Annotated in this window: 14 protein-coding genes and 1 pseudogene; 10 read left to right on the forward strand and 5 right to left on the reverse strand. The window is 44.6% G+C overall.

Translation table 11 applies throughout. The features are described from left to right. The first annotated feature begins 5 nt into the window (after positions 1-5). The 4 genes and pseudogenes from NDI42_RS23670 to NDI42_RS23685 form a co-directional block, all read left to right on the forward strand. Positions 6-128, forward strand: a complete 123-nt coding sequence (locus NDI42_RS23670; protein ID WP_277876847.1) for a hypothetical protein — start codon at positions 6-8, stop codon at positions 126-128. A gap of 210 nt (positions 129-338) precedes the next feature. Continuing rightward, entirely contained in the window at positions 339-1,106 is a 768-nt protein-coding gene (locus NDI42_RS23675) for a hypothetical protein (RefSeq protein WP_199311215.1), read from the forward strand. Positions 1,107-1,196: 90 nt separating this feature from the next. Beyond that, complete coding sequence (locus NDI42_RS23680) at positions 1,197-1,835, forward strand: Uma2 family endonuclease (RefSeq protein WP_190456328.1); 639 nt, start codon at positions 1,197-1,199, stop codon at positions 1,833-1,835. Beyond that, positions 1,825-2,139, forward strand: a pseudogene (locus NDI42_RS23685) (condensation domain-containing protein); the annotation flags it as partial. The gene NDI42_RS23680 and the pseudogene NDI42_RS23685, both read left to right, overlap by 11 nt. Before the next feature lie 17 nt (positions 2,140-2,156). On the opposite strand, the gene NDI42_RS23690 reads toward NDI42_RS23685, so the two are convergent. Then, entirely contained in the window at positions 2,157-2,387 is a 231-nt protein-coding gene (locus NDI42_RS23690; protein WP_190456330.1) for a hypothetical protein, read from the reverse strand. 456 nt (positions 2,388-2,843) lie between these two features. On the opposite strand from NDI42_RS23690, the gene NDI42_RS23695 reads away from it, so the two are divergent. Both NDI42_RS23695 and NDI42_RS23700 read left to right on the forward strand, forming a co-directional pair. Then, positions 2,844-3,650, forward strand: a complete 807-nt coding sequence (locus NDI42_RS23695) for a phytanoyl-CoA dioxygenase family protein (RefSeq protein ID WP_190456332.1) — start codon at positions 2,844-2,846, stop codon at positions 3,648-3,650. Between the two features lie 7 nt (positions 3,651-3,657). Further along, positions 3,658-4,677, forward strand: coding sequence for a glycoside hydrolase family 43 protein (locus NDI42_RS23700; protein WP_190456334.1), 1,020 nt, complete (start codon positions 3,658-3,660; stop codon positions 4,675-4,677). A gap of 195 nt (positions 4,678-4,872) precedes the next feature. Here the strand turns inward: NDI42_RS23700 and NDI42_RS23705 are convergent, their stop codons facing one another. Both NDI42_RS23705 and NDI42_RS23710 read right to left on the reverse strand, forming a co-directional pair. Continuing rightward, entirely contained in the window at positions 4,873-5,979 is a 1,107-nt protein-coding gene (locus NDI42_RS23705) for a sensor histidine kinase (RefSeq protein ID WP_190456336.1), read from the reverse strand. Between the two features lie 689 nt (positions 5,980-6,668). Next, on the reverse strand, positions 6,669-6,821 hold the full coding sequence (locus tag NDI42_RS23710; protein WP_190456338.1) for a hypothetical protein: 153 nt from the start codon (positions 6,819-6,821) through the stop codon (positions 6,669-6,671). 250 nt (positions 6,822-7,071) lie between these two features. Here NDI42_RS23710 and NDI42_RS23715 point away from each other — a divergent pair, with 250 nt between their 5' ends. The 3 genes from NDI42_RS23715 to NDI42_RS23725 all read left to right on the forward strand — a co-directional run bounded on the left by NDI42_RS23715 (position 7,072) and on the right by NDI42_RS23725 (position 9,194). After that, a complete protein-coding gene (locus NDI42_RS23715) occupies positions 7,072-8,043 on the forward strand; it encodes a sodium-dependent bicarbonate transport family permease (protein WP_190456340.1) in 972 nt (323 codons plus the stop codon). Positions 8,044-8,047: 4 nt separating this feature from the next. Then, complete coding sequence (locus NDI42_RS23720) at positions 8,048-8,359, forward strand: P-II family nitrogen regulator (RefSeq protein WP_190456342.1); 312 nt, start codon at positions 8,048-8,050, stop codon at positions 8,357-8,359. A 118-nt stretch (positions 8,360-8,477) separates the two neighbouring features. Continuing rightward, the gene (locus NDI42_RS23725) at positions 8,478-9,194 is read left to right on the forward strand and encodes a carbonic anhydrase (RefSeq protein WP_190456344.1); all 717 of its coding nucleotides are present in this window, start codon (positions 8,478-8,480) and stop codon (positions 9,192-9,194) included. A gap of 262 nt (positions 9,195-9,456) precedes the next feature. Here the strand turns inward: NDI42_RS23725 and NDI42_RS23730 are convergent, their stop codons facing one another. Next, a complete protein-coding gene (locus tag NDI42_RS23730) occupies positions 9,457-10,512 on the reverse strand; it encodes an agmatinase family protein (protein WP_190456346.1) in 1,056 nt (351 codons plus the stop codon). Between the two features lie 154 nt (positions 10,513-10,666). On the opposite strand from NDI42_RS23730, the gene NDI42_RS23735 reads away from it, so the two are divergent. Next, complete coding sequence (locus tag NDI42_RS23735; RefSeq protein WP_190456348.1) at positions 10,667-11,437, forward strand: 5-formyltetrahydrofolate cyclo-ligase; 771 nt, start codon at positions 10,667-10,669, stop codon at positions 11,435-11,437. Positions 11,438-11,688: 251 nt separating this feature from the next. On the opposite strand, the gene NDI42_RS23740 is transcribed toward NDI42_RS23735, so the two are convergent. Further along, a complete protein-coding gene (locus NDI42_RS23740) occupies positions 11,689-11,823 on the reverse strand; it encodes a hypothetical protein (RefSeq protein ID WP_348231615.1) in 135 nt (44 codons plus the stop codon). Positions 11,824-11,921 lie beyond the last annotated feature (98 nt).

Raw genomic sequence — 11,921 nt, forward strand, 5'->3', positions numbered from 1 at the left:
AAATCGTGCGATCGCGCCTTAATCATACTGGTGCAAGTGGTGGAGTGGCGCGATCGCGCTACTCTCAAAAGCCGTTGAAAGCTTTAAAGATAGCAATGCTAAAAGTAAAGCCCCAGCCTTACTACTAATTTCTTGTCAAACTTTGCGGATGCGCTTATCTTCATTAAATAAAGAGGAAAAATAGGAGGTTGAGCCGAGATACAAGGTTCGATTTGTTGAGCCAAAATCTAAGGGGTATTGCTCGATCGTTGCTAACTAAGGCGATTTTTATTAAATACTTAAAAATGCTAGAGACTAAAATCCGCAAATATATCACCTACTTGGGAGATTCAGAGTACATGGCTGAGGTTGTTACATCACCTGGCGCAGTTGATACTCTGATTAAGTTACTCCAGAGTAACGACGACAAAATTATTGGCGATACTTGTCTTTTTATTACAGATTTTGTTCTTAGTTGTTCTCGAAACGATACGTGCAAACAATCCTGGGAAAGGGAGCTAAAGCCAGCTGTTATCCCGAAACTAGAGCATCTGGTTCTTGCGGATAACCATTTTATCTGCAAACAAGTAATTTATACGCTAGGAAAAATATGTAGCTACGATAGCGTACCAGTAATGCTTAACGCATTCCACCAACTACGCGATCAAGACCCAATTTTACTACCGCGACTTATAGGAGAGCTATTTTGGCTAGGTGTAGATAATGGTTGGGACGTAATTGACAGCATGGTAGCAAGTAATCAGTATACAACTAGGTGGGCTACCATGACGGCTTTAGATGAATTTGTCTACGACTCGCAAAAAGAGGATGAAACTTTTTTAATGAGGAAAAAGTTTTGTAACCACCTTCGTCACGATGCACATCCGCTAGTGCGAGAAGAAGCCGAATATAATTATAACTTTTTAGAATTACAACGTCGAAAGCATCACGAAAAGATGTCTAAACATGAGTATAAGAAACAGAAAAATTATTTCAGTAATTTAGAAGATTTTTTACAATTTAAAAGTATTGCAACCCATTTTAGTAATTATATGTATGCTCATAATTTACCTACATATACTATAAAAGAGTTAAAACTTTTTATCGATAACCAGTATAAAAAATAAAGCACATTCACCCCTCTCTCAATCAGCCCCCGCAGCATCGATACACTGAAACCAGGACAACATTGATTCTGAAGAACGGAGCAGCAAGCCATGACTCAAGCCTTACCCAAACCAATCGCTTTTGAAGACTTTCTAGAGTGGAAACCGGAAACGGGACACTATGAACTACATGATGGGGTGATTATTGAAATGCAGCCAGTAGGAGAACATGAAGAGATTACCGGGTTTTTAGCTTCAGAACTTACTGTAGAGTTTAAGCGATTAAGTCTTCCCTACTTCATACCCAATCAAGCGCTAGTCAAGCCGCTAGAAAAAGAATCAGGTTATTTACCAGATGTGCTGATATTAAATCGGACTAATCTAGCGGCGGAACCGTTATGGAAAAAATCTTCAACTGTTACTCAGGGTGCATCAATTCCCTTAGTAATTGAAGTAGTCAGTACCAATTGGCGGGATGATTATCTGCTCAAAGTTGCGGATTATGAAGAAATTGGTGTTCCGGAATACTGGATTGTCGATTACCTGGGATTAGGCGGTAGGCGATTTATTGGCAATCCTAAGCAACCTACTATTTCGGTTTACTCAATGGTTGAGGGTGAGTACCAGGTGAATCAGTTTAGAGGTAGCGATCGCATTCAGTCACCAGCGTTTCCAGAGTTAAAATTGACTGCTGAACAGATTTTTAGGGTTGGGGTGCTGATTGAACAGCAACAACAAAATGAAAGCTGAGGAAACAGAAGTTTTTGTATTTCCGGCATCTTTTGCCCAGCAGCGATTGTGGTTTCTCGACTAGCTGTTCCCAGGCAATACCTTCTACAATGTAGCGACTGCACTTCGCCTGACGGGTTCGCTCAATACTTCGGCGCTGGAAGAGACGTTCAACGAAATCGTGCGTCGCCATGAAGCCTTACGCACCACGTTTGTCATAGTGGAGGGGGATCTCCTCCAGGTAATTGCTCCCAGCTTAACCATACCCCTGTCAGTAATAGATTTGCGGCATCTACCGGCAACCGAACGGGAAGCTGAAACTCGACATCCCAAAAACCGCTTTTAGGCTGGATTCTGGCTTTCATCCCCATAGCTAAGCCAAAGCGTATCAAAAAAAGCCTGCGACTGTTCCATCTCCTGGGCTAACACCTGCATCTCCACCACCGCCTCTACTCTGCCCCCTTGTTGCGGTAGTGAAAGAGGCTGAGATTCCCGCCCCAGCTTATGAAAGCGATGAACTCCATCAAACCGTTTTGAATTAGCACCCCCACAAAAATATGGGCTTCTTCGCAAAACGAACCCAAAGTTTTTTTAAGATTTAGGGTAGAGCTTGCTATTCTGCATCTATCGCGGGGAATAATAGTATTAAGTAGATGACGCTATGTTTTTCTTTAGGCAATGAGGAAGCAGTTTTAGCAGCAGCGATGAAACTTCGAGAAGCTAGGTCACTAAGGCTTGTGAATATGGAAATGACGATTGGATGATAGTGGTTGATAATTCAACGTTGCAGGATCAGTGAAGGTTTTACTTCATTCTTTGCCCACTGCTTAAAGCAACTCGGTCACAGTTTTATCTGAAAGTTCAGGAGATTCCATCAGCTTGTAGTGGGGAAATTACTGAACTCTGGAACACCTTGTTAAGCAGTAATTACACGGAAGGTTTTGGGAGCAACGAACCAGCTTCCTGAAATACTTTGCTCTTGAAAACTAGATTTTACTTTAACTCTAACGCCCTCAATTGGAGCAGAACATGATTCAAACTACAGATACAGCTAAGTTTACGACGACTGACCTAAATCGCTTTGCTGAAGAACTCAATCGAGATGGAATCTGTGTGATTCGGGGTTTATTTGATAGAAGATTGGTCGAAGAGTGGGCAGATGCTTTTAATGAATTGTTCCAAAAGCGCCAAAACCAACCGGGAGGTCTGGCACCTCGCGAAAAATCCCGTTACTATCTAACTTTCCCTTGGGTTTCTCCTTTTGCCAATGTGGATGTATTTGCGAATCCGGTAATTTTGGGGATTCTCGATCGGGTATTTTACCAAGAGTATAAATTGGTTCAGTTGGCGGCTGATATTCCTCTCCAAGGTTCGGATTACCAGGAAATTCACCGGGACTTTCGCCCACTTTTCTCAGATCAGATAGTAACGCCACTCTACGCGCTGGCGGTTAACTTTCCGCTGGTAGAAGTAACCGCGGACAATGGGCCGTTTCAAATGGCGCGGGGTACTCATGTCATGCCGCGTGAGGAAGGATTAGTAAAAATCGCTGCTGGCGAAATTCCCATAGAGTCTTTCTATATGCAGCCGGGTGATGTGATGATTCGCTCGCCGCTGGCGCTGCATCGAGGTTCACCAAACCGGACAAACACACCGAGACCGATGGTTGTGATGGGCTATGTGATGCATTGGCTGCACACCACGAAAGTAGACTTGACTGTGCAACGGGACTATTATGAAAGTCTGCCAGAGCAAGTAAGGGAATTACTGCGGTGCCAAGTGGTAGAGCAGTTGCCAGAAAACAAAGTTGAAACCTACGTGAATTTCAAGTATTAGGACGCTAATGTCTCAATTTGAGCCGAAACCTGAAGAATTTCCTAGCAAACGCACCTACACTAATCCGGTGTACAACGGCTATTTTGCCGATCCGTTTGTTTGGGAACACCAGGGGGTATATTACGCAATCGGCACGGGTGCAGCAGAAGCAGAGGGAGAGGTGGACGAAATCGGCAAACGGCGCGTCTTCCCCCTCCTGCGCTCTGAGGACTTTGTAAACTGGGAGTTTGCGGGTAATGCACTACTGCGCCCAGATCCTGCTCTCGGAGATAACTATTGGGCACCGGAAGTTGCTTACTGCGATCGCAAGTTCTATCTCTACTACTCTGTAGGACATGAAGACAAGCGGCATCAGTTACGGGTTGCAACGAGCGATCGCCCCTTGGGGCCTTATCAAGACATCGGTGAACCCCTCATAGACCCTGAATCATGCTCTTTCGCCATCGATCCTCATGCCTTTCGGGATGACGATGGTCAGTGGTATCTCTTCTACGCCCGCGATTTCTTGGATACAGAAGGAGGAGTAAGGGCTGGAACGGCGCTGATGGTAGACCGATTGATAGGAATGACAAAACTGGCTGGAGAGGGGAAAGTTGTTTTACGCGCCCGCTCTGACTGGCAGCGGTTTCTATCGAACCGTTTGATGTACGGCGATCGCTATGATTGGCATACCCTAGAAGGCCCTAGTGTCCGCAAACATGGCGATCGCTACTACTGCTTTTACAGCGGCGGGCGCTGGGAAACGGAAAACTACGGGGTCGATTATGGCGTTGCAGATAGCGTCATGGGTCCCTACTCGGATGCAGGAAATGAAGCGGGTCCCCGCGTATTGAAAACTGTTGTCGATCGAGTTCTCGGCCCCGGTCATAACTCGATTGTTGTCGGTCCCGATGGTAAGACTGATTACATCGCTTACCATGCTTGGGACACGGGCAGGTCAGCGCGGCGAATGTGTTTAGATAAATTGATTTGGACGGCAGATGGCCCACGTTGCGAGGGTCCGACCTGGACATCGCAAACTATATAACAGCTCCCAGCGATCGCGCTTGCCGAAACCGAAGCAATTCGAGCGATTGCTGGCGGCAAGATGTCAAGTGCGATCGCTGTTGAGGAGTGTCATATCTACGGGCAATTCTCTGGAAAGATTTTTAGCCTAGAATCCAAGTTGCAGAAATTAGCGACCGTCCTTCTTTTCACCAAAATCAGCAAAGAACCTTAGCCACTATGCCACCTGATCGGGAACTTTGGGTAACTTGATGATAAAGCTTGTTCCCTTGCCTTCAGCGCTTTCAACCTCAATCGTCCCTTGATGGGCTTCAGTAATACTCTTTACCAAAAATAATCCTAGTCCCCATCCCGTTTGCTCCTCAGCAGAGATAGTTCGACGAAATTGTTGAAATAGGATTGATTGAGCGTCTAGGGCAATTGGATCGCCTTCATTATGGATAGTAAGGCTGATCTGCGTTTCAGTTTGCTCAAGCGTGAGTGTAATCGGCGTGCCAGACGCACCATATTTCACAGCGTTAATTGCTAAGTTTTCAATCACCCGCCGTATTTCTTTCCGACTGCAATAACTCCTGATAGCAGAATCACAAACTACAACAAATCGCTCTCCATAAGCGAAGCTCAAATCCTCCACTACCTCCTGCATCAGGCTCTCTAAATCGCATTCTTCAAATGCAATCTTTAAGCTCTGCCCTGTCCGCAGCCGACTTGCATCGAGCAGATTTTGAATCATCGAATCCAGCCGATTGACCGCATTGATCATCCTCACCGCTACATCCACGTGGGTATCTCCTCGTTCCAGCCGACGCAGAGTCAGTTGAGTTCCCATTTTTACAACATTAAGGGGACCTCTGAGGTCGTGAGTTAGCGTCACCATAAATAGCTCTTGAATATCTCGCAGCGTCTCGGAGAATTGAGTGGCAGCGTCATTAACGGCTTGCTCAATGGAGCCGACAATGATGTCTCGTTCCCTCACTCCTAAAGGCGCTTCTTCCTCTAAAACTTGAAAGATGACTTGACGGAGGATGTGGTACTCGAAAATGAGTTGACTCATGGAGTAGTCAGCATAGCCCGCCCGTTCATGCCCATGCTTCTTGCCAATTCGCATGCTTTCCACCACGTCAGATGCGATTTGGGCAGGTGTCCGGTCAATTCTGTTTGAGAGTTCATCTACCAGTTGGTTTAAGTACAGAGGTAGCGAATTTTGTAAGACAAGAGAATCCTGATGCATTGATGCTTTAACTTCATCACGCGCCCGCTTCTCCCACAGATGCATAATTCTTTCAACATTTTGCTGAAGACGGTCAGAAGCTTGATTAGACATCGTTCTTGATTCTCTGCATGAGTGGAGGTAAGGGAAAGTTTCCAAGATGTGGGTTTGAATGGGTTCGAGCAGCAAGTAACAGAAGCTACAATGCATCTGTACACCCGGTCAAGTCGCAGACAAGGTTAAATTACCAAACATAGTAAGTAGTTTGGACAAGTAGCAGAAAGATTTAATTTTAGCGAACTGCAAACGCAAACGCATTTAAACCGCTTTTCAAAATAAAACGCAAACCACATGAAATTGCAAATAAAAGGTTAGTCCAAACCCCAATAACTGCAAATCAAATCACATTACCTGTAAACCGACTGCAAACCTAATTTTGAAGCCACATTATCTGCCAATAGCTTTGGGGTAAGCGAAAATAACTGCTCAAGGATTATTTTTAACAACTACAGACCAATTTCTACAATTTCATTCGGGCGTATATCTCTGGTCAATAAGTTATTTTAATTCGGATACTTTTGGTAATGTATTCTAAAAACCAGTGTTAGTCAATAAAACTGCTACTTGATGAAGAGGAAAGGCTTCATTCACAAAAGGAACCAGTAATGCAATTTTCTGATGGCTTTAGTGTGTATCTCTCTCAGGGTAAAATTATGTCAGTTTCGTTTCCTGAAGATGAGATTTAACACCTCACTGCACTAAACGGCTGGATGAAAGCGCTTTACCTATTGGGTTGGCAATTTTTAATGGGTCTGGGTCGTCATGTGTATAGGAGCGATCGCTCTAGCCCAAAAACAGATTCCTGAATTCTGGCTGTCATCCTCATCGCTAAGCCTAAACGTATCGAGAAAGGGCATCCACTCCTTCATCTCCTGGAGAGGTACTGCGATTCTCACTACAATTTGCCCATAATCGGCGCTGTTGTTGCAGTAGCGGCTTCATTTCTTGTCAAACCCAGGTCCCGACTGATTTCGGTAGTTAGAAAGGTTTTATTTATACTTGGTATAAAAATTTCCTATATCTTTTTAGCGACTCAATTGCCATACAGTGGTTCTACGCATCAGATGTTGCGTAGAACCACTGTGTCACTTCAGTCATGATTAAAACCTTTTTCAAATTCTTGGTTATCCAGGATGGGGAGTAGATATGGATACAAGCCTGATCGTTTCTAATATCCTAAATCCACCAATCCTATTCTTCTTTCTAGGTATGCTGGCAGTTTTTGTTAAATCGGATCTGGAAATTCCGGCTCCTTTCCCAAAGTTACTGTCACTTTATCTACTATTTTCCATTGGCTTTAAGGGAGGAGTGGAACTGATCAAAAGCGGCTTAACCCAGGAAGTGATATTCACCATGCTGGCAGCCATATTGATGGCGTGTGCTGTCCCGATCTATACCTTTTTTATCCTGAAGCTGAGGCTAGATACCTATGATGCAGCAGCGATCGCTGCGACTTATGGCTCCATCAGTGCCGTAACTTTCATCACGGCAGGAGCTTTTTTGACCGAGTTGGGGATTGATTATGATGGTTATATGGTTGCAGCGCTAGCGCTTATGGAATCTCCGGCTATCATCGTCGGGCTGATTCTGGTCAATCTATTCACACCCAGCCAGGGAGATCGGGACTTTTCCTGGCCCGAAGTGTTGCAAGAAGCCTTCCTGAATAGCTCCGTATTTCTGCTGGTTGGTAGCCTGATCATCGGAGTCCTAACTGGAGAACGCGGTTGGCACACTTTGGAACCCTTTACTCAGGGATTGTTCTACGGTATCTTGACCTTCTTTTTGCTCGACATGGGGTTGGTTGCGGCTAAAAGGATTAAGGACTTGCAAAAAACGGGCGTTTTTCTCATTTCTTTTGCAATACTAATCCCAATCCTCAATGCAGGCATTGGAATTTTGATTGCAAAATTCATCGGAATGCCCAAGGGAGACGCACTCTTATTTGCGGTGCTTTGTGCGAGTGCTTCTTATATTGCTGTTCCCGCCGCTATGCGTTTAACGGTTCCTGAAGCGAACCCTAGCTTGTACGTTTCTACCGCGCTAGCTGTAACGTTTCCTTTCAACATCATTGTGGGAATTCCTGTATATCTGTACGGAATTGAGATGCTTTGGAGATAACATCATGCATTCAGTTAAACGAATAGAAATCATCGCAAATTCAGTTGAACTTGGCAAAATTTTAGACAGCTTAAAAAAATCAGGTGTGACGGGGCACCTAGTCATCCGAAATGTTGCTGGGCAAGGGCTTAGAGGCGGTTCTGAAGATTTAGACATGACGATGCTGGATAATGTCTATGTCATCGCATTTTGTGCGCCAGAAAAACTTAAAGGTGCTGTGGAAATTATTCGACCAATCCTTAACAAGTTCGGAGGCAGTTGTTACATTTCTGATGCGATGGAAATTCGCTCGACAAGATGCGTTGCGTCGCTGTAAAATGGCTGCTTTTGTTTTCTGGTAAATTTGGAAAGACTAAAAAATAAAAGCTCCCGTCGAAGATAGACTTTAAACTTTGAATAGTTGATTCTGCAACTTTTACTTCTTCTTAATACCTATGAATCAAAACAATGGGTTAATAGGGCGACGCAATTTCTTGAACTTAACGGGAAATGGTGGAATAGCACTGATGGCGGCTGTGGCGGGAAGTGCATTCTGGGGCGTGCAAGCAAACCGAGCGATCGCAGCGACCGTTGATCCTCCCAGCCCTGATGCCGCCCTAAAACGGTTGATGGAGGGCAATCAACGGTTTGTACAACACAAGGCTAACCATCCCGATCAATCAGAGGCACGCATTAAAGAACTTGCCCAAGTACAACATCCGTTTGCAACTCTTCTAACCTGCGCGGATTCGCGGGTGGCTGCGGAAATTTTGTTTGACGAAGGACTCGGTGACTTATTTGATATCCGGGTTGCCGGAAATATCGTGACGCCAGAGGTGCTGGGCAGTCTGGAATATGCTGTAGCTATCCTCAGCACTCCTGTGATTATGGTTTTAGGTCACGAACGCTGTGGTGCTGTCACCGCCGCAGTCCAGGGGGAACGTCTCCCTGGAAGCATGAATTCTTTTGTCAAAGCGATTAAACCGGCGATCGCTAAGGCAAAAGATGAATCCGGCGATCCGGTTGATAATGCTGTGATTGCAAATGTTCGGTATCAAATTGAGAAGTTAAAACAAAATTCAACGATCGTTTCTGAACGATTGCTGGATGACAAACTCAAAATTGTTGGAGGTCGTTACGATCTTGATACTGGAAAAGTTACGTTAATTTAGAATTGCGTACAGCAAGCATCTAAATTTCCGTCAACGCCGATGCCGCTGCTACGAACATTCGCTCTGCTGACGGTGATACTAGATAAACTCGCCCCTACTGTCTCTGCTGAATGAGGATTGCAATAGATAGGTAGGGGCGAACTGCCCATCCAATATGCAGCCTTTGCCGACAGGCAGCACGAATGGCTACAGGGTGAGAGCGATCGCATCTTTTAAGATAGATTTTGTGCCAGCATCACTTATTGTTAGAATTTCTCAATCGCTAGGAAAGGTTTTGCTCTGATAATGACATCAGATTGCAGAGTTTATAAACTGCTCTAGCCCCAACGTTACCATCCCACTCACTATTCCCCACTTCGCATACATCAAACCCAATAATCTGTCTGCCGCTATTGACAACTTCGCGGAACAAGAAAAAGGTTTGCTCTAGTTCTAGACCTCCAGGAACCGGAGTTCCTGTATTCGGGCAAAGTTTGGGGTCTAATCCATCGACATCGAAACTGATGTAAACATTCTGCGGTAATTCTGCAACGATTTGTTTGCAAATTTCCAACCAGGAAATTCCAGCATATAGCTTTTGTTTTAACTGAGGATCGTAGTAAGCAGAAACTCTCCCTTCCGATTGGTGAATCAGATTAACTTCATCTTGAGAAATATCGCGAATGCCTACTTGAACTAACTTCGATATTTGGGGCAATTTCAGCGCATTAAACATAATTGAGGCATGAGAAAACTCGAAACCCTCGTAAGCATCGCGTAAATCCGCGTGAGCATCAATGTGTAAAATCCCGAATTCTGGGTAACTTTCTGCCAATGCCTGAATAGCTCCCAGAGGTACGCTGTGATCTCCTCCGATTGCTGCAACCTTTTTACCCTGTTTTATAGCAGCTTGAGCCTGTTCAAACAGCCATTTATTGACAGCTTGACACTCTTGATTAACCGTTTTTAAGACTTGCGTGAGGTCGGGATCGTCTTCGACACGCTTCCCTTGTTCCATATGTTCGATAATTCGAGCCGCATCTTGCCTCAAAAACTCATTTTTTTGCTGGATATCTTTGGGAATTTCTACCATGAAAATACCTTTTTTCCAGCCTTCTGGATTGTCAAAGTCATACAAATCCAGTTGACGAGACGATTCTAAAACAGCATTTGGCCCAAAAGCTGTGCCGGAGCCATAGGAAACAGTCACTTCCCAAGGAATGCCAAACACAATAATATTGGCAGAGTCGTAGTCAAATGGAAGTCCTAAGAGATTACCGTTATCGACACCAATACCGCTAGGATCAAAGTTTAGGAGGATTTCTTCTCTGGTGGCCATTGAGTATGTCCTGAATCAAAGTGGGTTAGCAAAAAGTGGCTTGATAAATGTTAGCGTTGATATTGCAAGTTTCGGGATGAGCCAAGCTAAGTCGGTTGCTATCCCAGTCTATCTTCCACAAGGACTTCTTAACATAACAAATTAGCGATTGCTGATGCCAAACATCAAGACAACTTGGAGTGGTTATCATGCCGATAAGGACAATCTGAGGGCTGATATTTGGTCGTTGCTGAAGCAACAGGGGGTAGCCATCGGAGATCCGCAAGGTCACATTCCTAACTTTGTCGGTTCCCAAAAAGCGGCTGAACAGTTAGCAGATTTACCAATTTGGCAACAAGCAAAAGCAATTAAGTGCAATCCCGATTCACCGCAAATTCCGGTGCGATCGCGTGCTTTAAAAGATGGGAAACGCTTATACATGGCTGTACCCCGTTTAAAGAATACTCGCTGCTTTGTTGAATTGACGGCTGAGGATTTGCAGCAGCGCAACATCCCGCTTGAAGAAGCTGCGATCGCGCGGAAGGCGCTAACTCATGGGCGATTGGTAACTTTTGAAGAAATGCAGCCTATCGATTTAGTTATGGTGGGTTGTGTAGCGGTAACGCGCAATGGGGGTAGAACTGGCAAAGGGGCAGGATTCGCAGATTTGGAACTTGCGATGTTAAGGGAATTTGGGTTAGTGCAGTCGGATACTCCAATTGTGACAACGGTGCATTCGTTGCAAATTGTTGAAGAAGAACGTTTGCCAATGCAACCTCACGATTGGGGACTGGATTGGATTGTTACTGCTGATGAGGCAATCGCAACAAATACAACTTATCCACGGCCAGCAGGGTTAGACTGGGATACAATTCGTCCTGACCAATATAAGGAAATCCCAATTTTACGGAAACTGAGGGAGAAACTTGCAAATCAAGCCATTTAACCTGGACAACGACAGTGAAGGAAATTATCAACTACAACAGATTAAATAATAGACAAAAGCTGCATTCTTTTTCACCATAATGCGATCGCTACAGCAAGTAGCGCCTGCTAAAATTTCTGGTTATTTCAAAATTTAATAGATGAGGGCGATCGCTTTAAAATTTATTAGTGCTAAAGTAATTTATGGGAAAAGCTGTACTAACGCTTTTCCCATAATAAACCCTTAATTTATAGGGGCGATCGCTTATCCTGTCAGCTAGCAACCAGGGAATAACGGCTGTGAGTGCAGACGCTTCCGAGTGCTAGGGTTAAATGAAGCGATCGCGCCAGGATTAGCAAGCGTGTTCGTCTCATAACTGAGATGAGCAAATCCTGACTGCCTGACACATCTTTGTAGATGCTTGGTAGATCAAGGGTGACAGGTTAATGAACGGATGCGAGAGAACCAAATCTGGTCATAGAAATCATGCTCAGCCCGTTTAGAT

Source organism: Funiculus sociatus GB2-C1 (assembly GCF_039962115.1).
Taxonomy (GTDB): domain Bacteria; phylum Cyanobacteriota; class Cyanobacteriia; order Cyanobacteriales; family FACHB-T130; genus Funiculus; species Funiculus sociatus.

Coding starts and splice junctions, on each gene's coding strand:
- NDI42_RS23705 (WP_190456336.1), bottom strand. CDS start 5,979: ATGTCTAATCAAGCTTCTGACCGTCTTCAGCAAAATGTTGAAAGAATT.
- NDI42_RS23700 (WP_190456334.1), top strand. CDS start 3,658: ATGTCTCAATTTGAGCCGAAACCTGAAGAATTTCCTAGCAAACGCACC.
- NDI42_RS23735 (WP_190456348.1), top strand. CDS start 10,667: ATGCCAAACATCAAGACAACTTGGAGTGGTTATCATGCCGATAAGGAC.
- NDI42_RS23715 (WP_190456340.1), top strand. CDS start 7,072: ATGGATACAAGCCTGATCGTTTCTAATATCCTAAATCCACCAATCCTA.
- NDI42_RS23730 (WP_190456346.1), bottom strand. CDS start 10,512: ATGGCCACCAGAGAAGAAATCCTCCTAAACTTTGATCCTAGCGGTATT.
- NDI42_RS23675 (WP_199311215.1), top strand. CDS start 339: ATGGCTGAGGTTGTTACATCACCTGGCGCAGTTGATACTCTGATTAAG.
- NDI42_RS23680 (WP_190456328.1), top strand. CDS start 1,197: ATGACTCAAGCCTTACCCAAACCAATCGCTTTTGAAGACTTTCTAGAG.
- NDI42_RS23695 (WP_190456332.1), top strand. CDS start 2,844: ATGATTCAAACTACAGATACAGCTAAGTTTACGACGACTGACCTAAAT.
- NDI42_RS23725 (WP_190456344.1), top strand. CDS start 8,478: ATGAATCAAAACAATGGGTTAATAGGGCGACGCAATTTCTTGAACTTA.
- NDI42_RS23720 (WP_190456342.1), top strand. CDS start 8,048: ATGCATTCAGTTAAACGAATAGAAATCATCGCAAATTCAGTTGAACTT.